This is a genomic window from Marseilla massiliensis, from assembly GCF_023336985.1.
Lineage (GTDB): Bacteria > Bacteroidota > Bacteroidia > Bacteroidales > Bacteroidaceae > Prevotella > Prevotella intestinigallinarum.
The window spans coordinates 1-23358 of sequence record NZ_JAMBLP010000037.1 but is presented as its reverse complement, the minus strand read 5'-3'; the positions used below and the strand labels follow the sequence as shown (position 1 = coordinate 23358).

The 23358-nt window shown below is 52.2% G+C and carries 21 protein-coding genes; 10 read left to right on the top strand and 11 right to left on the bottom strand.

Annotated features, from left to right (window positions below; translation table 11 throughout):
• Window positions 1-278: hypothetical protein (locus M3089_RS14965; protein ID WP_249085019.1), on the top strand; the 278-nt coding region annotated here is incomplete at its 5' end.
• A gap of 247 nt (window positions 279-525) precedes the next feature.
• Here M3089_RS14965 and M3089_RS14960 read toward each other — a convergent pair.
• Window positions 526-2838 carry a transglycosylase domain-containing protein gene (locus M3089_RS14960; protein ID WP_249085017.1) on the bottom strand — a complete coding sequence of 771 codons (2313 nt, stop codon included), beginning with the start codon at window positions 2836-2838 and terminating at the stop codon, window positions 526-528.
• A 160-nt stretch (window positions 2839-2998) separates the two neighbouring features.
• Between M3089_RS14960 and pyrB the strand changes: the two genes are divergently transcribed.
• The 6 genes from pyrB (at window position 2999) to M3089_RS14930 (ending at window position 11300) form a co-directional block, all read left to right on the top strand.
• Entirely contained in the window at window positions 2999-3943 is a 945-nt protein-coding gene (pyrB, locus tag M3089_RS14955) for an aspartate carbamoyltransferase (protein WP_205109810.1), read from the top strand.
• Between the two features lie 3 nt (window positions 3944-3946).
• Window positions 3947-4402, top strand: a complete 456-nt coding sequence (pyrI, locus tag M3089_RS14950) for an aspartate carbamoyltransferase regulatory subunit (protein WP_205109812.1) — start codon at window positions 3947-3949, stop codon at window positions 4400-4402.
• 658 nt (window positions 4403-5060) lie between these two features.
• Window positions 5061-6341, top strand: a complete 1281-nt coding sequence (gene glyA, locus M3089_RS14945) for a serine hydroxymethyltransferase (protein ID WP_205109814.1) — start codon at window positions 5061-5063, stop codon at window positions 6339-6341.
• A gap of 194 nt (window positions 6342-6535) precedes the next feature.
• Window positions 6536-7237 carry a DNA alkylation repair protein gene (locus tag M3089_RS14940; protein WP_249085016.1) on the top strand — a complete coding sequence of 234 codons (702 nt, stop codon included), beginning with the start codon at window positions 6536-6538 and terminating at the stop codon, window positions 7235-7237.
• Window positions 7238-7252: 15 nt separating this feature from the next.
• Window positions 7253-9019, top strand: a complete 1767-nt coding sequence (locus M3089_RS14935) for a DUF4026 domain-containing protein (RefSeq protein ID WP_249085014.1) — start codon at window positions 7253-7255, stop codon at window positions 9017-9019.
• A 130-nt stretch (window positions 9020-9149) separates the two neighbouring features.
• Window positions 9150-11300 (top strand): Tex family protein, encoded by a 2151-nt coding sequence (locus M3089_RS14930; RefSeq protein WP_249085012.1) that lies wholly within the window; start codon window positions 9150-9152, stop codon window positions 11298-11300.
• Window positions 11301-12026: 726 nt separating this feature from the next.
• Here the strand turns inward: M3089_RS14930 and coaW are convergent.
• From coaW to M3089_RS14880, 10 genes are all read right to left on the bottom strand, one after another.
• Entirely contained in the window at window positions 12027-12869 is an 843-nt protein-coding gene (coaW, locus tag M3089_RS14925; RefSeq protein ID WP_205109824.1) for a type II pantothenate kinase, read from the bottom strand.
• A gap of 199 nt (window positions 12870-13068) precedes the next feature.
• Window positions 13069-13413: a 50S ribosomal protein L20 gene (gene rplT, locus M3089_RS14920; protein WP_205109826.1), complete on the bottom strand. Its 345-nt coding sequence runs from the start codon at window positions 13411-13413 to the stop codon at window positions 13069-13071.
• A gap of 33 nt (window positions 13414-13446) precedes the next feature.
• Window positions 13447-13644 (bottom strand): 50S ribosomal protein L35, encoded by a 198-nt coding sequence (gene rpmI / locus M3089_RS14915; RefSeq protein ID WP_205109828.1) that lies wholly within the window; start codon window positions 13642-13644, stop codon window positions 13447-13449.
• 92 nt (window positions 13645-13736) lie between these two features.
• On the bottom strand, window positions 13737-14429 hold the full coding sequence (gene infC / locus M3089_RS14910) for a translation initiation factor IF-3 (protein WP_205109830.1): 693 nt from the start codon (window positions 14427-14429) through the stop codon (window positions 13737-13739).
• 164 nt (window positions 14430-14593) lie between these two features.
• A complete protein-coding gene (gene trxA, locus M3089_RS14905; protein WP_249085010.1) occupies window positions 14594-15103 on the bottom strand; it encodes a thioredoxin in 510 nt (169 codons plus the stop codon).
• Window positions 15104-15245: 142 nt separating this feature from the next.
• Window positions 15246-17207 carry a threonine--tRNA ligase gene (thrS, locus tag M3089_RS14900; protein WP_249085009.1) on the bottom strand — a complete coding sequence of 654 codons (1962 nt, stop codon included), beginning with the start codon at window positions 17205-17207 and terminating at the stop codon, window positions 15246-15248.
• 1141 nt (window positions 17208-18348) lie between these two features.
• Window positions 18349-20322: a tetratricopeptide repeat protein gene (locus M3089_RS14895; RefSeq protein ID WP_249085007.1), complete on the bottom strand. Its 1974-nt coding sequence runs from the start codon at window positions 20320-20322 to the stop codon at window positions 18349-18351.
• Window positions 20323-20331: 9 nt separating this feature from the next.
• A complete protein-coding gene (def, locus tag M3089_RS14890) occupies window positions 20332-20895 on the bottom strand; it encodes a peptide deformylase (RefSeq protein WP_205109838.1) in 564 nt (187 codons plus the stop codon).
• A gap of 27 nt (window positions 20896-20922) precedes the next feature.
• A complete protein-coding gene (gene ruvX, locus M3089_RS14885) occupies window positions 20923-21351 on the bottom strand; it encodes a Holliday junction resolvase RuvX (protein ID WP_249085005.1) in 429 nt (142 codons plus the stop codon).
• 35 nt (window positions 21352-21386) lie between these two features.
• Window positions 21387-21884: an SPOR domain-containing protein gene (locus tag M3089_RS14880; protein WP_249085003.1), complete on the bottom strand. Its 498-nt coding sequence runs from the start codon at window positions 21882-21884 to the stop codon at window positions 21387-21389.
• A gap of 222 nt (window positions 21885-22106) precedes the next feature.
• Between M3089_RS14880 and M3089_RS14875 the strand changes: the two genes are divergently transcribed.
• Genes M3089_RS14875 through M3089_RS14865 form a run of 3 tightly spaced genes read left to right on the top strand, consistent with a single transcriptional unit; the run spans window position 22107 to window position 22994 of the window.
• Window positions 22107-22319, top strand: a complete 213-nt coding sequence (locus tag M3089_RS14875; protein ID WP_205109844.1) for a YtxH domain-containing protein — start codon at window positions 22107-22109, stop codon at window positions 22317-22319.
• Between the two features lie 43 nt (window positions 22320-22362).
• Window positions 22363-22713, top strand: a complete 351-nt coding sequence (locus tag M3089_RS14870) for a phage holin family protein (protein ID WP_205109846.1) — start codon at window positions 22363-22365, stop codon at window positions 22711-22713.
• Between the two features lie 20 nt (window positions 22714-22733).
• On the top strand, window positions 22734-22994 hold the full coding sequence (locus tag M3089_RS14865) for a hypothetical protein (RefSeq protein ID WP_205109848.1): 261 nt from the start codon (window positions 22734-22736) through the stop codon (window positions 22992-22994).
• The last annotated feature ends 364 nt before the right edge of the window (window positions 22995-23358 follow it).

The window sequence follows — 23358 nt, the reverse complement described above, 5'->3', positions numbered from 1 at the left end:
AACCACAAAACATTCGCGGATTTTTTTGCCTCCGGGAAACGTTTTTTTATATTTCACTTGACAAACATCAAGCACAGTGGGAGGCATACAATATAAATATTATAAGCGAAAACAAAATACACCAGCAACAATATGGCGCAGCAGAACAACTGGCATGGGGAACCGAAACGCGCAAGACGGTGAAACATAAGCAACATGCCTGCATTAGCCAAACAAGCACATACGAACGGCAAGAAACTGCCAACAGAATTAGGAGACAACCCGAACCCGGGTGTTGAGTTCATTTGCAAACAGGATAAACAAACAAAGCAAAGGAAAAGATACAGCTTTGACAACTAAACGACAAAGCGCAAAATATATGCCAGCTGGCGCATGCAAAAAGAGACCAGCGACAGACGTGAAAACGGCAACCTGCGTTGCCGGCAGCCCTTTCAGGCAAACCGGCAACGCAGGTTGCGATGATACGCCGTCAGAAGCAAGGCGCTGTGGTCGAATCAAGGCCGACAGATGTCATGCCGACAAGCGTTACTCATATATTTCATCGATGCCATCGACCTCAACCGAGTCGGCGACAGCCCCACACGGATTGTAGTCTTTCGGCAAATCAAACACAGCACTCTCACTATACCCAAGGTCGGTGTCGGCAAACACGCGGCGCATGTAATATGCCCAGATGGGCAGCGCCATCGTGGCACCCTGCCCCATTCGCATAGAGTCGAAGTGAATGTCGCGGTCGTCGCCGCCAACCCACACACCACTGACAAGTTCGGGAGTAACCCCGATGAACCACGCGTCGCTATTGTTGTTGGTAGTTCCGGTCTTACCACCAATTTCACCTTTCATATTATAACGGAAGCGCAACCTGCCGGCCGTGCCGCCGTCGACCACCCCCTTGAGCATATACAGCATCTTGTTGGCGCTCTCGGCACTTATAACCTCATTCATCCTCGGCTGGAATCGGGCTATGACATTACCCTCATTGTCTTCAATCTTTGTGACAAACAAAGGCGCGCAACGTATGCCATGGTTGACGAAAGCCGTATATGCGCTCACCATCTCGGCTACAGATATGTCACATGGGCCAAGGCACAAGGCCATCGACGGATGTATGTCGGGGTTGTTCACGCCATACTCATGCAGCAAGTCTACAAAAGCCTGCGGGTTGAGCTTGCTCATAAGATACGCCGAAATCCAATTGTTGGACTGAGCAAGCCCCCACTTTAGCGTAACCATCTGCCCGTACCGCCTGCGGCTGGCATTCCTCGGTGTCCACCTCTGCCCGGCCACGATATACGTCTGTTGCACATTTGGTGCCATGTCGCATGGTGAGAATCCGTTTTCCATTGCCAGCGAATAAAGGAACGGCTTTATGGTCGACCCGACCTGCCTGCGCCCTTCCATGCACATATCATATTTAAAATGTATGAAATCCATTCCACCGACATAAGCCTTGACAGCCCCGTCTACCGGGCTCATGCTCATGAACCCGGTGCGCAGGAACGACTTGTAATATCGTATAGAATCGAGCGGCGTCATCGTTGTGTCAATCTCGCCATGGTAAGTAAAGACAGTCATTTCCGTAGGTGTGCGGAACGCCTTCCTTATGTCTGCCTCCGAAGCCCCATCGGCTTTCATCACCCGATAGCGCTCACTTTGCCTCACCGACCGCATCAATATCTGGTTTACTTGGCTGCTTGTCAGTTTCCCGGAGAACGGAGCGGTTTTCTTTCCGCGGTTCTCGCGGTCGAAGGCCGGCTGCAAGAACTTCACCACATGGTCGCGCACAGCCTTCTCGGCATACTCCTGCATTCTGGAGTCGATGGTGGTAAACACCTTCAGCCCGTCGGCATAAACGTTGTATGGCGTGCCGTCTTTCTTCGTATTCTTATGGCACCACCCACACAAGGGGTCGGTAGCCCAGTTCACAGAGTCCTGGTAAAACTTAACCATGTTCCACGACGGGTAGTCGGCCCGGCGCGGTTTCTCCATCGTCATGTACAGGCGCAGGAACTCCCGGAAGTAGGTTGCTATACCATCCTTATGGTCGGCCACATGGAAATTGAGCTTCAAGGGCTCGGCAGAATACTGGTCATACTGCGCCTGGGTTAGGAAGCCGGCTTTCATCATCTGCATTAGCACCACGTTGCGCCGTTCGCGGCACCTCTCCGGGTTGCGCACAGGGTTATAATAAGACGGGTTCTTGCACAAGCCTATGAGCATGGCCGACTCCGTTACAGTAAGGTTGCGTGGCTCCTTCCCGAAGTAAGTGTTGGCCGCGGTCTTTATTCCCACGGCGTTGTGAAGGAAGTCGAAATAGTTGAGATACAACGCGATGATTTCATCCTTCGTGTAGTTCCGTTCAAGCTGCACGGCAATGACCCACTCTATCGGCTTCTGCAACATACGCTCGGTGACACTGTGGGCCGTGCCAGAGTAAAGCTGCTTGGCCAGTTGCTGCGTTATGGTGGAACCGCCGCCTGCATTCACCTGCCCCAGTATGCCGCGCTTGACGACCGCTCTTCCCAAAGCATAGAAGTCGATGCCCGAATGGTCGTAGAATCGAACATCCTCTGTGGCGATGAGCGCCTGTACAAGAGATGGCGACAACTGAGAAAAGTCCACGCAAATCCTGTTCTCCTTATTATAATTCCATGTACCCATTATCTTACCATCGGCAGAATACACCTGCGTGGCAAAACGATCGATGGGATTTTGCAAATCCTCTACCGGCGGCATATAGCCTATCCACCCCTTGGCAATGGCGGTGAAGGCTACAGCTGCGAAAAGCACCACAAGCACCAACACGGTCCAAAGGAAGCGAACAAAGAACTTTCTCATCTCAAAACGTAGTCATAATTAATTACCTTCATGCAAAAGTAAGGATTTTACTTCACATACAAAAAAATATGGTTGATTTTCTATGCCGTATATATCCAATTATCGGAAATTATGTGTACCTTAGCGGTCGAAAATGAACTTAAAACATATTACAGCACTGATGGAAAAGCATAATTTTGTCACTATCGCCGACATCACGAAAGAGAAGATACTCTACATGATTGATATGGCGCACGAATTTGAGAAACACCCCAACAGGGAACTGCTGAAAGGCAAAGTCGTGGCAACGCTGTTCTTCGAGCCCTCAACCCGCACCCGCCTGAGCTTCGAAACAGCGGCCAACCGCCTCGGGGCGCGCGTCATAGGATTTGCCGACCCAAAGGTGACCAGTGGCACTAAAGGCGAGACGCTCAAAGACACCATAATGATGGTGGCAAACTATGCAGACGTCATCGTGATGCGCCACTACATCGAAGGGGCCGCCCAGTATGCCAGCGAAGTGTCGCCGGTGCCCATTGTCAACGCCGGCGACGGTGCCCACCAGCACCCGTCGCAGTGCATGCTCGACCTGTACTCCATATACAAGACCCAAGGAACGCTCGAAGGCCTGAACATATACCTCGTGGGCGACCTTAAGTACGGGCGCACCGTCCACTCGCTCATCATGGCCATGCGCCATTTCTCTCCCACGTTCCACTTCGTAGCCCCAAAAGAGCTGGCCATGCCCGCAGAATACAAGCTTTACTGCAAGGAGCACGGCATAAAATATGAAGAGCACACCGAATTCACCGAAGACACTATTGCCGACGCCGACATCCTTTACATGACACGAGTGCAGAAAGAGCGCTTCTCTGACCTCATGGAGTACGAACGTGTGAAAAACGTGTACATATTAAGAAACGACATGCTGGCCAAGGCCAAGCCAAACATGAAGATACTGCACCCGCTGCCCAGAGTGAACGAAATAAACTACGACGTTGACTCAAACCCGCACGCCTACTACATACAACAGGCCGGCAACGGTCTTTATGCCCGCGAGGCCATCTTCTGCGACGTGCTGGGAATTTCTTTAGACGAAGTTAAAAACGACAAAACAATCATCTGACACATGAACAAGAACGAAATGCTCGTGGCCGCCATCAAAAACGGCACCGTCATCGACCACATACCAACCGACAAGACATACCAGGTGGTCAACCTGCTTAAGCTCGAAGAAATAGCCACGCCTGTAACAATAGGCTACAACTATCTGTCAAAGAAGCTCGGGCGCAAAGGCATAATAAAGGTGGAAGACAAATTTTTCACCGACGAGGAGATATCACGCCTCTCGGTTGTGGCCCCCAACATAGTGCTCAACATCATAAAAGACTATGAGGTGGTTGACAAAAAGACAGCCACCACACCCGACGAACTGCGTGGCATAGTGAAATGCAACAATCCCAAATGCATAACCAACAACGAGCCCATGCAGACGCTTTTCCATGTGGTTGACAAAAAGAACGGCATACTAAAATGCCACTACTGCGAAATGGAACAGGACATCGACAAGGTTGAACTCGTATGAGCCGCGCCATCATCACAGCATAACTACAGAAAACGAAAATCCACGAAGCGCCGCCAACCATCATTTGTTGGCGGCGCTTTGGCATCATAGGCAGATGCCATCAAGCGACCGCCCATATTGCAAACATTGCGGGCGCAGTCTGCAGGTTGCCACGCCTGCCACGGCTATCAACCGAATAAATTACAACAGCCTGACAGTCATGAACTTACCGAAACGGTTGTTTTGCATTGCAAAACGGCACAAACCATCACGCCGAACGGCCCGTTTGGCATACTCAAACGGGCCGTTCGGCCAACGACATGGTTAAGCATCAGGCTGTCGGCCGGCCATCATCGAATGGCAAGCAGCCACAACAACTCCCCTCACCCGCCGTGCCACAGTCATTATTCCGGCACGGACCTCTCGGCATAACCATCAAGCAAAATCAGTGGCTGGCGGGTGGCCAGGCCCCACAAAAAGCCATTGGCGCAAGCCGTCAAAAACTCTTAACACTTTAGCACAATGCAGACAGCTGCGAAAAATGGAAGTTTTTAAGTGCAAAACGCTGTGTAATACCAAAATTATTGTGTACCTTTGCAACACGGCCGCCTAAAGGCGGGCAATGCCGAATGCCGGCGGCCGACACAGCATGACTGTCATCAACAAACACTAATAAGACATGAAAAGAGATCAGGAGGTCTTCGACCTTATCGAAAGGGAGCACCAGCGCCAACTGAAAGGCATGGAGCTTATCGCGTCAGAGAATTTCGTCAGTGACGAGGTAATGGAAGCCATGGGCTCTTACCTCACAAACAAGTACGCTGAGGGCTACCCAGGCAAGCGCTATTACGGAGGCTGCGAAGTGGTAGACAAGGTGGAACAACTGGCCATCGACCGCGTGTGCAAGCTGTTCGGGGCAGAATATGCCAACGTACAGCCACACTCCGGAGCCCAAGCCAACGCCGCTGTGCTGCTGGCCGTGCTCAAGCCCGGCGACACATTCCTCGGTCTCAACCTCGCCCAGGGCGGCCACCTGTCACACGGTTCGGCCGTAAACACATCGGGCATACTATACAATCCGGTAGGCTACAACCTCAACCGCGAGACCGGCCGCGTTGACTACGACGAGATGGAACAGCTGGCCATCGAGCACAAACCGAAGCTCATCATCGGCGGAGGCTCTGCATACAGCCGCGAATGGGACTACAAGCGCATGCGCGAGATAGCCGACAAAGTGGGTGCACTGCTCATGATCGACATGGCCCACCCGGCCGGACTGATAGCTGCCGGACTGCTGGACAACCCGGTGAAGTATGCCCACATCGTGACCTCTACAACTCACAAGACCCTCCGTGGTCCGCGCGGCGGCATCATACTCATGGGCAAGGACTTTGAAAACCCATGGGGCCTGAAGACACCAAAGGGCGCAACGAAGATGATGAGCCAGATACTCAACTCGGCCGTATTCCCCGGACAGCAGGGCGGCCCGCTCGAGCACGTCATAGCAGCCAAGGCCGTTGCCTTCGGCGAAGCACTGCAGCCAGAGTTCAAGGAATGGGCAAAGCAGGTGCAGAAAAACGCCAAGGTGCTTGCCGACGAGCTTATCAAGCGTGGCTTCACCATCGTGAGCGGAGGCACAGACAACCACTCCATGCTCGTAGACCTGCGCTCGAAATATCCCGAACTGACCGGCAAGGTGGCAGAAAACGCCCTTGTGGCCGCCGACATCACTGTAAACAAGAACATGGTGCCGTTTGACACACGCAGCGCTTTCCAAACCAGCGGCATCCGTCTTGGCACACCTGCCATCACCACACGCGGCGCAAAGGAAGACCTCATGGTGCTCATAGCAGAACTGATTGAGGAGGTTCTCAACGCCCCCGAAGACGAAAACGTAATCAGCAGCGTTCGCGCCCGTGTCAATGAGACAATGAAGAACTATCCGCTCTTTGCATATTAATTTGACAAAAGGATTTTTATCCGGCCTGGAAGCCGTGCGCACGGCAGGCTTGCCCAGACCATAGCAACCTCGATGGCCGACCGTTAATGGTCGGCCATCATGCGTTATTACTTACAGAACCAAATTTGTTCCACACCAAGAAAAACCGCAATCAAAATTTCATTTTAAGCTCCAAAAATGCTATATTTGCACTTATGGACATAACAACAACCATAATTGAAGAGTTAACGGCACTTTCAACCGAGGAAAAAAGGCAGGTGCTGCCCCGCTTTTTCAAGACCGGGCCGGGAGAATACGGCGAAGGCGACCTCTTCATCGGCACGGCCGTGCCAGACACAAGACAGGTGGCAAAAGCCCATCGTGACATATCCATGGCCGACGTCGAGGCATTGCTCAACTCTGAATGGCACGAGGTAAGGCTGGCCGCGCTGCTAATAATGGTGGCAAAAGCCAACAAGGCCGACGACAGCACAAGGAAAGAGCTGTTTGACTTCTACCGGAGCCACACTGACAGAATAAACAACTGGGACCTTGTAGACCTGTCGGTCAGAACGATTGTTGGCGAATATCTGATGGACAAACCTCGCGACCAGCTCTACATTCTGGCCAAAAGCCAGTCACCATGGGAGGTGCGCATGGCCATAGTTTCCACATTTGCGTTCATACGCAAAGGCGAACTCGACGACACCTACCGGCTCTGCGACATGCTTATGAACCACAAACACGAGCTCATACACAAGGCGTGCGGGTGGATGTTGCGCGAAGCCGGCAAGCGAGACCCAGCCCGGCTGTATGACTATGTCTATGCAAACCTCAAGCGAATGCCCCGCACCATGCTGCGTTACGCAATCGAACGATTTGGCAAGAGTGAAAAAGCAACCCTCATGAAGAAATAAATCCATACTTTAGCCATGAAGAGAGAAGAAGATATAATAAAGCTGATTCAACAGATGTGCGACGATGATCGCGAAGAAGAAGTGGTACGGATGATTGACAACCTGCCCGATGAGGAACGTACATACAAGATTGTCGGACTGCAAGCACGCACGCTGTCAAACCTGGCGGGCATGATTCGCAGCGGGTATACAGAAAGCGAACTCAACCCCGACGACCTTGACCGGCGGGCACTCAGCATACTGGCCGACACTGCCGAAGAGGGCAAGGACGACCCAAACTGGTGGTGCCGCAACGGATACACACGCATGGGACTGAACATGGAAGCCGAAGCCATACCTTTCTTTGAGCATGTCATGACGCTGATACCCGACGACCCGGAAACCCAAGAGTTTTGGAGCGACGTGCCGGAAGCCATCGAGAATTGCAAGAAAACCGTCGAATTTCTTGAGCATCCCACCCTACGCAAGCCTCCATACATCAAAAAACGCTCGGTGATGATAGCCGTGTCGCGTGTCGACGACTTGACGGCCGACATGCAGGCGTTCAGAAACCGCCTGGGCGACATTGCCGGATTGGAAAGCCTCGAGTTTGAAGACGTTTCACAAAACACGGAAACAAACACGATTGAGCATGTTCACGGGCAGTTCTGCGGAGAGCCGTTCGACATGGAAATCGACCGGCTCGAGGCGTTCAACGCCTCTGGCATGTTCATCAGCTCCTACTTCAACAAACAAGACCTGGAGCTGATTGGCCAAGAAAGGCCGGGCTACGGCATCGACATCCGCTTCGGAACAGCCAACCCGCTGGCATGGCTCCACCTGCAGCTAAAGATTGCCACAGCACTCGTACCAAAGCTCCTCGCCCTTTATGACCTGTCAAGCCAGCAAGCCTTGTCGGAGGCGTATGTGGTCAGCACCGCACGATCGTCATCAGGACCACATGCAAGTTTCGCCTACAGCATAGCGTCTGAAAGCAACGAACAAGGCTCCGACACTTGGCTGTACACCAACGGTCTGGCACGCTTCGGGCTGCCGGACATTGAGATTATGCACAGCGACGCCAACCACTCTGCATGCCACCGCAAACTGATAGAGGCTGTTGCTTCATACATGTTGTGGCACCAAGCCCCCGAAACCCAACAGACAATGCGGCCGGATGTGCCGTTTGCCATCATGACGGGCAACGTGCCGCTATACATCAGGCTGCTGCCATGGAACGAGGCCATAAAGGACGGACAGAAAGACAAGGCAACCCCAGGTTCGATAAGGACAAGGCTAAAAAAGATGAACGCCAACTCTTGCGTCATATTCGCCTACGAAAATGAAGACGCCATGGCAGCAGACGCATACCAACCGCTTTGGATGAAAGACGACTTCCTTACAAACGACAGGGCCGACGACCTGCGATTGCTGCACTGCGAGGAAGAACGCAAGTTCGCGCACAACTGCTCAAACGAATACTTCTGGCTGCCCGAGCACGTGGCCAAGCGCACTCCAGAAAAGGTTTGGTTCAAGTTTGACCTGACAAACGATGAAGGCGAGGTAGAAGCAGTGTGGACAAGGCTCATCAGCTACACCGACAGGCACAACTTTGAAGTGGAGGTTGACGATACACCACTGGCTTTGCCTTACGAACAAGGCGACAGGCTTCGCTTTGTAGACGAACATGACGTTAAGCTCATATCATGGATGGTAGAAACAGAACAATCCAACATCAACCCGGGGAACATATATATTCTTGATGCCGAACCATCCATTAAACGCGAGCTCGGAATAGAATGACGGCGCTCACCTGCGGGCAGACGGCCGACAAAGGCAAAGACTTCATGCTGCCATGCCCGGCACACGGCATTGGCGCAGCGGCCGTCTGCCCACAGTTTGCGCCATAATCCAAACACTACAGAAACAAACAATGGAAACCAACACAGACATTTTCAGCGACATCATTGCACGCAACCTCGGCATAGACAGGCGCCACGTGGAAAACGTGCTTGGCCTTATTGCCGAAGGATGCACCATACCTTTCATAAGCAGATACCGCAAAGAGCGCACCGGCGGCATGGACGAAGTGCAGATAGCAGCCATTGCCGACATGGCCGGAAAACTGACGGAAATGGCCAAAAGGAAGGAAACAATAACCAAAACCATCAGCGAACAAGGCAAGATGACCGCCGAACTGGACAAACGGATAAGCGAATGCTGGAACGCGGCCGAACTGGAAGACATTTACTTGCCATACAAGCCTAAGCGCCGCACCAAGGCACAGGTTGCCCGGGAGCGCGGCCTTGAACCACTGGCGGCAATAATATCGCTGCAGCGCGAGAGCGACATCGAGGCCGCGGCACGGCGTTTTGTGCGCGGCGAAGTGAAAGATACGGCCGACGCGCTGAAAGGGGCTCAAGACATAATTGCCGAGAGCGTAAGTGAAGACGAACGCACCCGAAGCCTTGTCAGGAATGCGTTCAGGCGCGAAGCGGTGATAACATCCAAGGCAGTAAAGGCCAAAGCCGATTCCGACGAGGCTGCAAAATACTCCGACTACTTCGACTTCAGCGAGCCACTGCGGCGTTGCCCTGCCCACAGGTTGCTGGCAATGCGCCGAGGCGAGGCGGAAGGCATACTGCGCATAAGCATATCTGCCGACGACGAAGAGAGCAAACAGAGAATCAGGAAGATGTTTGTAAAAGGCACATCACGCTGCTCTAAACTCGTTGGTGAGGCAGTAGACGACGCCCTGAAACGCCTGGTGAAGCCGGCCATCGAGACGGAATTCGCTGCAATCTCAAAGGAACAAGCCGACGAGGAGGCCATAAGGGTGTTTGCAATGAACCTGCGCCAACTGCTGCTTGCCGCCCCCTTAGGGCCAAAACGGGTGATGGGAATAGACCCCGGCTTCAGAACCGGGTGCAAGGTGGTGTGCCTTGACGCCCAGGGCAACCTGCTGCACCACGAGGCTATATTCCCCCACCCGCCCGCCAACCGCCGCAGTGAAGCCGAGACACGGGTGAGAGACATGGTGAAACAATACCAGCCAGAAGCCATTGCCATAGGCAACGGAACCGCCGGGCGCGAAACGGAAGCCTTCATCAGGTCGGCCGGACTGTCGGAAAGCATCAGGATATACACCGTTAGCGAAGACGGAGCCTCGGTATATTCGGCATCCAAGGTGGCGCGCGATGAGTTTCCAGACAAGGATGTCACCGTGCGTGGGGCTGTGTCTATAGGCCGCAGACTCATGGATCCGCTCGCCGAGCTCGTGAAAATAGACCCGAAGAGCATCGGCGTCGGCCAATACCAGCACGACGTAGACCAGGCGAAGCTAAAGAAAAGCCTCGACCAGACGGTTGAAAGCTGCGTAAACTCCGTTGGTGTCAACCTCAACACCGCCAGCCAGCACCTGCTTACCTACGTGAGCGGGCTCGGCCCGACACTGGCACACAACATTGTAGACTACCGAAAGGCCCACGGCCCGTTTAAATCGCGAGCCGAACTGATGAAGGTGTCACGGCTCGGGCCTGCCGCTTTTGAACAATGTGCAGGCTTCCTGCGCATACCGGAAGCCCCAAACCCGCTTGACAACACAGCAGTACACCCCGAGAGCTATCGGATTGTGGAAAAAATGGCCGCCGACGCCGGGTGTACCGTGGCTGAACTCATTGCGTCGCCGGAAAGGCGGAAGAACATTGACATCAAGCATTACGTGACGCAAAGTGTGGGCATGCCTACACTGACCGACATCATGAACGAACTTGACAAACCGGGACGCGACCCGCGCGGACAAGCCGAGGAATTTGAATTTGACCCCAATGTGACGTCAATTGACAACCTGGCTGAAGGAATGGAACTGCCGGGAATAGTGACAAACATCACCAACTTTGGGGCTTTTGTCGACATAGGTGTCCACCACGACGGTCTGGTTCACATTTCGCAAATGGCCGACCGCTATGTCTCTGACCCTACAGAGGTGGTGAAGCTGCACGAGCATGTCAGGGTAAGGGTAATTGAAGTGGACCGGAAGAGAGAACGGATATCACTGTCTATGAAGGGAATAAGGCAGAAATGACTTGCAGGCAACGACAAGCCACAGACCCATTTCCGGCATGACCGACAATACTCAACAACAGGCCGACAAGCCATCCTTTGCGGGCTTTGACGCTCTCATGCCGTTCACGGTCAGACAGTTCTGCCCTGCAGGCATACGAACAGCGCCCGTTGTCCAAAGCCGAAAGATATGTTTTTGGCAATAAAGTATGTCAGAATGCACAACTGCCGCAAGCAGATTTATTGCCCATGAGACGTCATGTAGCATTCTGTAACATCCAAGAATGAAAAACAAAAGGCATGAAACGACTCCCACTGTCACGTACTTTGGCATTGGAAATAGTTTCATGCCTTTTGCAAAATGACAGCTTCGGCATTGGCAGCCGCACAATGTAACATGTCAACGGCAATGACAAAATCAAGACCTAAAGCCATGACAATTGTTTACAAAAGGCATCGATATATTTCACTACCACTGCCATTGCTGCCCCAAACACCCCAAAACGGAAAGCTAAACAGCACAAACTACAATCCCAAACGGCCTATTTTGCAGCACGAAACGGCAAGAATTGCAACCAACTGAACATCAATTTGTTACGCAGGATCTGCACTGCTGCAATAAAAAATTACACGTAAATAGTTTCCATACATACGCCCCTTGCGGCACTGCCATAATCCGTCATGGCCACACAACATTGCATTGAGCCGCCGCAAGGCTCTTTAACAGTGGCATGCCTGCACACAGACGCTACAACTTCTCTACATGGAAACGCTGGTCGAAATGGCACAATGCAGCACCGATGGCCGTGCAGAATTCTGAATACTCGGGTATGATGAACTTCACTCCGTATAATTTCTCAATCGGAGGAAACACAACCCTGCACTGTGGCAACAGCGTAAGATTGCCTATCATCACATATTCACGAATGTTGCTGCCTATCGAAGCCAATACTGCCGACTGACCCACAGACTGCAATACTGTCCATATCAGGCCGATGGCAATGTCCTCACGCGAAGCATCGCTGCGGGCATTGCCGAAAAGAGAGGCCACGGCCGACATGGGAAGTCCGGGCAACGGTCTGGCGCTTATGTCGCCGATGCGCAAATTAATGCTGGATATGTTGCCCCTCACAGCCATCTCGGAAACCGTACGTATGTCGTCTGTCTTAAGCAAAAGGCGCGAAAGCCCCTGCAATGTGCCCCCGCCAATGCCAATGCCGCCGATGTGTTCTATTTTGTCACCATCGCATCTGACAAGCGATGTGCCTGTACCCATGCTCACAACTATGATTCGGTCTTTGCCCGACTCATGGCAAGCACCGAGTCCGTCGGCCACAAACTCACCGGCCTTGGCTGTCGGCAACCCATAAACAGGCTTGCTGATGTAAGCCGCCCCCACGCCTGTTAGCATCACATGGTCTACGTCTGACATCTGAATCTTGTTATCATAAAGATATTTGCCGAACGCTCCGTAAAGCGACGAAACCGGGTCGGTGGCCTTGATTCTCATCGGTGAAACCACTCGACCATTACAAATGCCAACTATCTTTGTTGTGCTTATGCCGACATCTATGCCAATTACCATTCCCATTGAAAAATAATGTCTGTTGGTTTAACGATATACTAAAACCTCATTTCAACCCTCTCACACCACTTGCCATCCTTCAGCACAAAGCCGACATGACACAAGATGGCGGCAGAAAGCGGAAAACAAAAGCCGCAGTCTCCGTCGTAGAGGAGACTGCGGCCCAATATTCATCGCGTGAATGAGTTCACTTGTACAATGCTGATTACTTAACCTTCTGCACAATAGCCTTGAATGCCTCAGGATTATTGACAGCGAGGTCAGCAAGCACCTTACGGTTGATTTCGATACCGGCCTTGTTGAGCGCACCCATCAGCACAGAATAGCTCATTCCCTCCAAACGGGCAGCAGCGTTGATACGCTGAATCCACAATGAACGGAAATTGCGCTTCTTGGCGCGACGGTCACGATATGCGTATGTAAGACCCTTCTCCCAGGTGTTCTTTGCTACAGTCCAGACATTCTTGCGTGCTCCAAAATAGCCGCGTGTAAGCTTTAAAATTCTCTTTCTCCTTGCTCTCGAAGCAACGTGATTTACTGATCTTGGCATAATTTTCTACTTTAAACGTTCGACAATTAGGATTTAACGGAGGCACAGCAGATCACGAACCTGCTTCATGTTATCAGTGTCCACAAGTGTCTGGTGAACCAAATTACGCTTTTGCTTCTTGGTCTTCTTAGTCAGAATGTGGCTGTGGTAAGCATGATGTCTCTTAATCTTACCCGACCCGGTGAAACGAAATCTCTTCTTAGCACCGGAATTTGTCTTTACTTTTGGCATTTTTTTAATGTTTAATTATGATTGTTATTTATTACAGTGGCAACGCATATACCGGGCGTTACGCACTTCTTCTTTCATCCTTGTCACGAATGTCACTCGCCACCCTGCAGCTTTTTAAGGGCATCGGGGCTTATCTTCGCGTTGGCAAGCAACCCGCCATTGGCCGGTGTCTCGTCAGCCTCAGCAGTTGTTTCGGCTGCCGTTTCTTTGCCGGCGGCAGCTTTCTTCTCCCTATCCATGGCCTGTTGGCTCTTCTTAGCAGAACCGGTCTTCTTCGGGGCGATGTATATGAACATCTTCTTTCCTTCAAGCGATGGCATGTGCTCTACCTTGCCGACCTCTTCCAGGTCATTGGCAAACCTGAGCAACAGCACTTCTCCCTGTTCCTTAAACAGGATTGAACGCCCTCTGAAGAACACGTATGCACGCACCTTGTTGCCATCTTCAAGGAATTCCTTGGCATGCTTGAGCTTGAATTGATAGTCATGCTCATCGGTCTGAGGCCCGAAACGAATCTCCTTAACCTCCACCTTAGCCTGCTTCGCCTTCAGTTCCTTGGCACGCTTCTTCTGCTGGTAGAGGAACTTGGAATAGTCGATGAGGCGACAAACGGGCGGATTGGCATTGGGAGATATCTCAACAAGATCCACTCCTTGTTCGCGAGCCATATCCATGGCCTGGCGGGTTGGCATTACTGTCGAGCCGCCATCGCTGACGATACGGACCTCACGCACTCGTATCTGTTCATTTACACGATACTGATTTTTTATATTGTCATTCTTCATTCAACTATTTTATGGAAATCGGGTGCAAAGTTACGATTTTTAATACAAACGGCAAAACATTTCTGCCCTTTTATTTTCACTTTTCAACTGGAAACCAAGCAATTTGCATTATTAACGCCCAAATCCGGCTTTATGAGCCGAGCAATATTGTCAACAAAAGCCTGTCACTGCGCCGTTTTTCCCAAAAGGCGCTCGTCGAAGCCCTTTTTCAGCTCCTCCTTCGGCATAAGGCCCATTGAAACAAAAGGCTCACCATTTGCCGGAATCCACAGAAGCATTGGGATGCTCTGCACACGAAAGGCTGCTGCCAGCTCGGGCTCCTTGTCTACATCGACCTTGTACACCTTCACCTTTCCGGCATATTCAGCGGCCAGTTCCTCCAACAGAGGCGACAACTGCTTGCAAGGGCCGCACCAAGTGGCATAAAAGTCGATGACGGCGGGGGTGTCGCCTTCATACTTCCACTTGTCAGGGTGGCTCTTGAAATCGTACACCTTACTGATAAAGTCTGCCGTGTTCAGATATGTCACAGCACCCTCTGCCTTAACATCGGATGCCACCTGCACTGTATCGGCTGCCTTGGCGGGAAGTTTTCCCTTGTTGCCTTGCCCGCCACAACCCGGTATGGCCACAACAGCCAGCATGCAGGCAATGAATGTTTTTAATTTTGTCATAATCATTTATTAATGTGTTACACGTCTGGCCAAGCCGTTGCCGGCACGACGTATGAAAACGATTGCCGCCTGCCACGGGATAATGAACAATCCTGCAACAGGCGACAACCACTATCGTCTTACAAAAATGGTTTCATGCCTCTTACTCCGGCCTTACGTCGGTAGCCTTGAGCAGCTCGGCCACCTCGGCGTTAACCTTGCCTGCAAACTCGGCTATGGTCATCACGCCACGCTCCTCAGAGCCCTGCTTGCGCACGCTTACAGTGCCGTCGGCCTGCTCCTTCTCGCCGACGATGACCATGTACGGTATGCGCTTGAGCTCGTTGTCACGCACTTTGCGGCCGATTTTCTCGTTGCGACTGTCAATGGTTGCACGCACACCGACGGCATCGAGCTCGCGGGCAACGCGCGCAGCGTAGTCGTTGTACTTCTCGGATATTGGCAGGATTGCCACCTGGTCGGGTGTCAGCCACAGCGGGAAGTGACCTGCGGTATGCTCGATGAGTACAGCGCAGAAGCGCTCCATCGAGCCAAACGGGGCGCGGTGAATCATCACCGGGGTCTTCTTGGTGTTGTCCTCGTCGGTATATTCGAGCTTGAAACGCTCAGGCAGGTTATAGTCTATCTGTATTGTGCCGAGCTGCCAGCGGCGGCCTATGGCGTCTTTCACCATGAAGTCGAGCTTCGGGCCGTAGAATGCTGCCTCGCCGTACTCAATCTTTGCCTTGAGGCCTTTTTCCTTGCAAGCCTCGATGATGGCCTGCTCGCCTTTCTCCCATACCTCATCCGAACCTATGTATTTCTCGCGGTCGTTGGGGTCGCGAAGAGATATTTGGGCCTCGAAGTTGTCGAAATGGAAGATGGAGAACACAGTGTGTATGATGTCCATCACGCGGAGGAACTCGTTTTTCACCTGGTCTGGCCTGCAGAAGATGTGGGCATCGTCCTGCGTAAACGAACGCACGCGGGTGAGGCCATGCAGCTCTCCGCTCTGCTCATAACGGTAAACAGTGCCAAACTCGGCTATGCGCAACGGCAGGTCACGGTAAGAACGCGGCTTCCACGCAAACACCTCGCAGTGGTGGGGGCAGTTCATTGGCTTGAGCATATACTCTTCTCCCTCCTCAGGCGTATGTATGGGCTGGAACGAATCCTTGCCGTAGTGGGCGTAGTGGCCGCTGGTCACATAGAGGTTCTTGCTACCGATATGCGGTGTTATCACCTCCTTGTAGCCATAGCGCGACTGTATCTTGCGCAGCATATCCTGCATGCGGAGGCGCAATTCTGTGCCTTTGGGCAGCCAGATGGGCAGTCCCTTGCCCACGCGCTCAGAGAACATGAACAGCTCCATTTCCTTTCCAATCTTCCTATGGTCGCGTTTCTTGGCCTCTTCCATCATTGCCAGATATTCGTCAAGCATCTTTTTCTTCGGGAACGTGATGCCGTAAAGACGCTGCATCTGCTCTCTTGTGGCGTCGCCACGCCAGAAAGCACCGGCCACGCTGGTGAGTTTGATAGCCTTTATAAGCCCGGTGTTGAGCAAATGGGGGCCTTTGCACAGGTCGGTGAATGCACCTTGGGTATATGTAGTTATCGAACCGTCCTCAAGATCCTGCTCGATATGTTCGCACTTATAAGTCTGCCCGTCGGCGGCAAACTCCTTCAGAGCGTCAGCCTTCGACACTTCCTTGCGCACCACAGGCTCTTTCTTTGAAGCCAGTTCGCGCATTTTGTCCTCAATCTTCGGGAAGTCTCCTTCCTTGATGGCCTCGCCGTCCTTCAACAAGACGTCATAGAAGAAGCCGTTCTCCACAGCCGGACCGAAACCAAACTGTATGCCGGGATAAAGCTCCTGCAACGCCTCGGCCAGCAGGTGGGCCGAAGTATGCCAGAAGGCATGCTTGCCCTCATCGTCCTCCCACTTGTAAAGCTGAACGGTGGAATCGGCGTTTATCGGCCTGTTAAGTTCTACTGTCTCGCCGTTGACGCCGCAAGCCAGCACGTCGCGTGCCAATGCCGGCGAGATGCTCTCAGCAATCTGAAGTCCGGTCACGCCCTGTTCGTACTCGCGCACGGAACCGTCCGGAAATGTGATCTTTATCATAGTCGTATTGTTTAACCTTACTTTCAATGCGCAAAATTAACCATTAAATTCGGAATAAGCGCACGTTTAACAGGATTTTTTTGCCCGCCAACAGCGATTGCGGCCCGCAGGAGCCCATTTGCACATTACGCAAGGCAAGTGGCATTGACCGTGAAAACACAGCTCTGAGCCGCCGCCAATGCCACCACGACGCATTGCCATGGCCCGAAGACAGCCGAGCCACGCCTGTGCATGTACGTATTTCAACGTGTGAAGTATATGCAATATGGCTGAGAGTTTATAGCCGGAAATCAGCCTTTACATTGCCTACATGCCATCAAAATGCCCCACTGTTGCCGACGCCACGCCTGCCCCCGAGCCCAGGGGATACGCCGCACATGCTCTCGGGCATTTACCTTGGCTTTATATGCCAGGCCAAAGCCATGCCATATAGTACAGACACCTCGCAGCGACAGTGCACACCGTTGGCCAGACGGCCAAACAACCGGCCATGGCAGAGCAATCTGAGCTGTGGCAATTGCGCCAAATAAGGCATAGGCAGGCAAGCTGCCCACAGCTGACAGAGCGTATATAACGAGCCAATGGGCATAGCCCGAACGGCATACTTACACGCTGCCGCATACGGGCACAATCGGACTTGCATACCATCCCCCTAAAGGGCCGACACTGTGACAACCAAACCCACGGGCCAGCCATGCCAATGCCCGATTGCCGTATGCCCGGATAAACGCTCCACTATTTGTATGAATATTTCATAGGACGGCCAAAATGGTTTAAAGCACTGGGGTACAGCAGGTTAAGAAACAAAAAGAATGAGGGTGCAAAACAGCCCGTTTCGATAGCTAAAACAGACCGTATCAGATTACAAAACGGCCCATACGGCCAGCCAGAACTGCCCTTGGTGGTTTTCAAAACTATATTTGTAAATATTTGTTGACGCTTCGACCGTGGTTTGAAAACTACGCAACACCACGCAGGTTTACATTCCGCAGAATTGAGATTCCAATGCTCCTTGCCTGGCAAGCACGCCGCCATGATGCAAAGAAGTGGATGGAAATAACGCATGGAGAAGCGATTGGATGCGGCTAACGCCGGGGCATGGCATTTCAAAACGCCCTCTACAAAGCCATGCTCGAATCCGTCATTTCTTGTCGCCCTTGGCGTATCTCTTTATTATGCTGTAAGCATTATACAGTCCAAGCTCACCGGCCTTGCTCAGGTCGGCTATGCCTGCATCGGTGCGCTGGCTGAACAGCTCTGCCAGACCGCGGTTGTAGTAAGCCTCGGCGAGCTTCTGGTCAAGGCTGATGGCCTTGGTATAGTCCTCGATGGCCCGCGCATAGTCCTTTCGCGCGGCATAAACGTTGCCCCGGTTATAATAAAGGTAGGCACACTGGGGGTTGAGCTTGATGGCACGCTCAAGGTCGGCTATGACATTGGCATACTTCATTGCCATGTCGGTGCCGAGCGAAGCGTTGAACTCATTCACCTTGGTCTGGCACACGGCACGCTGCCAGTAGCCCAGCGAAGAAGCCGTGTCATTCTGTATGAACTCCGACAAGTCGCCTATGGCGTCTTCAAAGTTCTGCGTGGCCGAATAAGCAACGGCCCTCAAAAGCAAGGCCGACTGGGCCCCGATGCGCCCGCCGGTGCCTCCGATACCGCTCGAGAGAGAGTCGATGTAGCTGAAAAGGGCTTTGGAATGTACCTCGTCGAGTGCTGCCTGATTGCAGTTGACGTATACCCGCCGCGCTTTGCCCGCCTGCTGGTTGAACGCATCGACTTGCCTGTCGAATGGGATGTAGAGCGTCACGTCGCTATGGTAACGGTCGAACGACAACCCGAACATGGGCAGGAAGGCCACTTCGACCTGCCTGTCTTGCACGCGGCCGCGGTAGTCGCTTTCATACTTGTGTTCCATTTCCTGCTCGTCGGCCACCACAAGCTGGTTGTACTTATCCATGTCTTCGTCGCTGCGCTTGCGCAACTGCTCTTTGTTGAGCCTTGGCTGTATGCCGTAAAGGCTCTTGTAAAGCTGTGCCTTGTACACCCTGAATTCGTCGGCCTCGGCCTGTTTGGTCATGCCCAGCCTCCTGTAACAGGCAGCACGGTATTGCAGTCCGGTCCAGAAATTGGGGTATTGGTCGATGACTTTCGAGTAATCGCGTATGGCCCCGCGCAGGTCTCCCGTGCGGTCAAGAAGCAGGGCGCGGTTGAACAGTGCCATGAGGTTGTCGGGTTCGAGCTTCAAGACAAAGTCGAAGTCGGTGATGGCACGGTTGTCGTCACCCACTTGCGAACGCAGCAATCCCCGGTTGTAATGGCCGAGAAAGTTGTTGGGATCAATGTCGAGGGCTGTGTCGTAGTCGGCCATCGCACCTCGAAGGTTGTTTTGGTTGACCCGCGCAAGGGCACGGTTGATATAGTTGCCGGCTTGCTTGGGCAACAGGTGTATGGCTTTGTCGAGATAGCCCTCGGCATCTTTCCACTCCTTGCGGGCCAGGCTGATTATCGACCGCATAGTCCATGTAGACCCGTCGTAGGGGTCTATCTCCAGACTCTTCTCCAATGCGGCTATCGCTTTGGCCGTGTCTTTCTGCAGCATATACACCTCGGCCTTCATCGAATAGGCCGGGGCGTACTTGCTCCAGTGCACCGCCATGGTGTCAAGTTCGGCCAATGCGCGTTCGTATTCCTTGTTCTGGATTCGGCAGAGCACCCTGTTGTGCCACATGCTACGGTTCTCCGGGTCGTATTTCAGAGCCTTGGTGTAGTCGTCAATGGCATCAGAAAACTTCTCCTGACGTATCCGCGCAATGCCCCTCAGCTCGTAAGTGTTGACCACATACGGGTTGCGGTCGATGGCTTGGGTACAGTCTTGCTCTGCCCCAACGAAGTCGTCGAGGTAAAATTTTGCCACGGCACGGTAGAACCAAGGCTCATACAAGTAGGGCTTGGCCATTATAGCCTGGTTGAAATACTGTATCGAAAGCACATAGTCTTCATAATAGAGCGCGCTGCGCCCTATCGTTACGAGCCTGTCTGTGTTGAATTGTGCCCTGCCGGCAAGCGGCAACAGCAGCATCGTTATGAAGAAAACAACCTTTCGATACATATTTCCAACTTACTTCTTCACCGCAGCCTTTGTCTTGTAACCGCAGCGATAACGCCCTTGAAGCAAGGCGCGCAGCTTGCTCTTGATGAGCTGCTTGCGCAGAGGCGAGATGCGGTCAATGAACATTTTGCCGTCAAGATGGTCAAATTCGTGCTGCATCACGCGGGCGAGGTAGCCCTCAATCCACTCGTCGTGGGGCTGCATCTGCTCGTCGAGGTAGCGCACCCTGATTCGCGTTGGGCGCGTCACGCGTTCGTGTATGGCCGGCAGGCTGAGGCAACCTTCCTCCATCGTCTCAGTCTCCGAGTCGTCGTATTCCTCTATATGAGGATTGATGTAAGCCTTGCGGAAACCCTTGTATTCCGGCAGGTCGTCCGAAAGAACGTCAAGGTCGATTACAACGACACGTATGGCCTTGCCTATCTGAGGTGCCGCAAGCCCCACTCCCTCGGATGCAGTGAGGGTTTCAAACATATCCTGAACCAGTTCATCCACTCCCGGCATATCCGCCGGGATGTCCTCGGCAACCTTTCTCAATACCGGCTGCCCGTAAATATATATCGGTAATATCATCTTTTCTCTCTTTAATAAGAAACTCACCTACCTTCCGGCAGGCCCTCGCCTTGATGACAGATAATCGCTGAGGATGATTGTTGCGCTTATCTCGTCAACCAGCTCTTTGTTCCGGCGGGCCTTCTTTCCGAGGCCGCCGTCTATCATCGCCCTATGCGCAAGCACCGAAGTAAAGCGTTCATCGTAATACTCTATGGGGATGTCGGGCATTGCCTTGCGCCATCTGGCCACAAACTGCCTCACCCGATCCAGGTTCTCGCTGGGCATGCCGTTGGGCTGCATGGGCTCACCGATGACGATGCGCTCAACCGACTCGCGCCCCACATAGTCGCGCAGATAGTCAAACAGTCCAGACGTTGGAACGGTTGCCAACCCTCCCGGCACAATCTGCAGAGGGTCGGTAACCGCCAATCCTGTCCGTTTTTTCCCGTAATCGATAGAAAGTATCCTTGCCACAGGCTTCGTTTATCGATTGCGTTCACATTATATTATTATTGCGCATTGTAGAGCAACCATGCGTCGGGGTACTTTGCCCTGAACTCATTGCGGCTTGCCGCTGCATCGGCCTTGCTGTCAAAAGTGGCTGCAACAACACGATACATATTGCGATCCTCGTTCTTCACCACCTGCGCATCATATCCAGCCTCCCTCAACTTCTGCTGGAGTCCGTCTGCATTTGCCTTTAGTGAGAACGAGCCAACCACGACACTGAAATGCTTCAAGCCAGACCCGTTGACCAGTGACACTCTTTCCTGGCGCACCTGCACGTTGTCCACATTATCTACAACCTGGGTGTCTGTTGCGGGTCTGTCCACAAGCGGAGCCACCACATTGGCCTCTGTCTGAGCCGTTTCAGGTGTGGTCTGCTGTGCAATCTCCTGGGCCTTAGCCTTCTCGTATGCCTTCTTGTAAGCACTCTCGCTCGATTTGCAGCTAGTGAAAGCCATTGCGGCGCATAAACCTGCGCATAACACCATGTACTTCTTCATCTTCACCATTATTAAAATTAAACTTTCGAAATTGTATAGAAATATTTGTGCGAAATTACTAAATATCATGCAAAAGCGAAGAAAAACCCGACATAAAGTTTGTTAAATGCAGGAAATCGCTGCCATTTAACAAAAAATGATGATAAAAATTGTTTTACTCGGAAAATCTTTTCTATATTTGCGATACGAAAAAACTATTGTCTAATTTAAAACATAACGACTATGAAGAGTTTAGGTTATATCAGCGCATTCCTCGGCGGAGCCATCGCCGGAGCCGTGTTAGGACTTTTGTTAGCCCCGGAAAAAGGCAAAGACACACGCGAAAAAATAACTGACGCCGTTGACGATTTCCTCAACAGGCACAACATCAAGCTGAGCCGCAAGGAAGTTTGCGACCTCGTTGACGACATACAGGACGCTGCTCCGCAGGTATAAGGGCGCGAGTGAACAATCAGCAAAGAACTGACAAAACCAAAGAATGTTATCAAGCGACAAAAACGTTGAGTCGTTGGCACGGCTCATTGAGACACTTAAAGATTACATCGGGCTTCAGAAAGAATACCTGAAGTTCGATGTAATCGACAAGTTGGTGCGGCTTATCACGGCGTTGTCACTGACAATAATAATGTTTGTGCTTGTGTTTGCCGTGCTTTTCTACCTGTCTTTCGCAATGGTATACTGGATTTCGCCTGTCACGGGCACAGCCTGCGCCTTTGCCATCGTTGCGGCAATGCTGCTGGCATTGCTCATCATCATCTTCGCCTTGCGCAAACCACTGATAACCCGCCCACTGATCAGATTCATCACGGGCATACTCTTGAGCAAGTGATTAACTAAAAAGGAACAGAAATGCCGATAAACAACAAAGCTTACTATACGCTGGACGACATCCAGGCCCGCAAAGATGAGCTGCAGAGCGAAATACACAAGAAGGGCGAACAGATAGGGCTATTGTGGAACAGCCTGTTTACGCCCAAGAAAGCCAACACGAAAGGCGAGCTCATAGCCAGCATCATAACAAACAGCATAACGGCTTTCGACACGTTCATGCTGGTGAGAAAACTCATGAGCAAATACGGAGGGCTGTTTAAAAGCAAGAAAAAACGCTGACGAAGACATGCATGCAGCAAGGCTAAGTTAGCGGAACAGGCTTGGCGGAACTGCAAACAGGCACCGCCAAACGCATCGCATGGGTAAGCGTTCTTAGTGCCTTTCACGCGCACACCATGCATTATTCCAAGGCAATCTGCATTGGCCACCCATAAATACATAAGGGGAATGAAAGGCAAAACAGTGTAAACTTATATTTACAAAAGCCATGGTGTCGCGCCGCTATGCACACAGTGCGGCGTGAAACGGCCTGTTCGGCACTGCCATACGGCCCGTTTTGCAACATGAAACGGGCCAAACCGAACTTAAAAACACGTGAGTTCGACGAATTCAAAACAAAGCAAGCTGTGTGTCAAATGTACGT

What these genes read in the sequence shown, in the direction of transcription:
- M3089_RS14960 (WP_249085017.1), bottom strand. Translation starts at nt 2,838, where the DNA reads ATGAGAAAGTTCTTTGTTCGCTTCCTTTGGACCGTGTTGGTGCTTGTG.
- pyrB (WP_205109810.1), top strand. Translation starts at nt 2,999, where the DNA reads ATGGAAAAGCATAATTTTGTCACTATCGCCGACATCACGAAAGAGAAG.
- pyrI (WP_205109812.1), top strand. Translation starts at nt 3,947, where the DNA reads ATGAACAAGAACGAAATGCTCGTGGCCGCCATCAAAAACGGCACCGTC.
- glyA (WP_205109814.1), top strand. Translation starts at nt 5,061, where the DNA reads ATGAAAAGAGATCAGGAGGTCTTCGACCTTATCGAAAGGGAGCACCAG.
- M3089_RS14940 (WP_249085016.1), top strand. Translation starts at nt 6,536, where the DNA reads ATGGACATAACAACAACCATAATTGAAGAGTTAACGGCACTTTCAACC.
- M3089_RS14935 (WP_249085014.1), top strand. Translation starts at nt 7,253, where the DNA reads ATGAAGAGAGAAGAAGATATAATAAAGCTGATTCAACAGATGTGCGAC.
- M3089_RS14930 (WP_249085012.1), top strand. Translation starts at nt 9,150, where the DNA reads ATGGAAACCAACACAGACATTTTCAGCGACATCATTGCACGCAACCTC.
- coaW (WP_205109824.1), bottom strand. Translation starts at nt 12,869, where the DNA reads ATGGGAATGGTAATTGGCATAGATGTCGGCATAAGCACAACAAAGATA.
- rplT (WP_205109826.1), bottom strand. Translation starts at nt 13,413, where the DNA reads ATGCCAAGATCAGTAAATCACGTTGCTTCGAGAGCAAGGAGAAAGAGA.
- rpmI (WP_205109828.1), bottom strand. Translation starts at nt 13,644, where the DNA reads ATGCCAAAAGTAAAGACAAATTCCGGTGCTAAGAAGAGATTTCGTTTC.
- infC (WP_205109830.1), bottom strand. Translation starts at nt 14,429, where the DNA reads ATGAAGAATGACAATATAAAAAATCAGTATCGTGTAAATGAACAGATA.
- trxA (WP_249085010.1), bottom strand. Translation starts at nt 15,103, where the DNA reads ATGACAAAATTAAAAACATTCATTGCCTGCATGCTGGCTGTTGTGGCC.
- thrS (WP_249085009.1), bottom strand. Translation starts at nt 17,207, where the DNA reads ATGATAAAGATCACATTTCCGGACGGTTCCGTGCGCGAGTACGAACAG.
- M3089_RS14895 (WP_249085007.1), bottom strand. Translation starts at nt 20,322, where the DNA reads ATGTATCGAAAGGTTGTTTTCTTCATAACGATGCTGCTGTTGCCGCTT.
- def (WP_205109838.1), bottom strand. Translation starts at nt 20,895, where the DNA reads ATGATATTACCGATATATATTTACGGGCAGCCGGTATTGAGAAAGGTT.
- M3089_RS14880 (WP_249085003.1), bottom strand. Translation starts at nt 21,884, where the DNA reads ATGAAGAAGTACATGGTGTTATGCGCAGGTTTATGCGCCGCAATGGCT.
- M3089_RS14875 (WP_205109844.1), top strand. Translation starts at nt 22,107, where the DNA reads ATGAAGAGTTTAGGTTATATCAGCGCATTCCTCGGCGGAGCCATCGCC.
- M3089_RS14870 (WP_205109846.1), top strand. Translation starts at nt 22,363, where the DNA reads ATGTTATCAAGCGACAAAAACGTTGAGTCGTTGGCACGGCTCATTGAG.
- M3089_RS14865 (WP_205109848.1), top strand. Translation starts at nt 22,734, where the DNA reads ATGCCGATAAACAACAAAGCTTACTATACGCTGGACGACATCCAGGCC.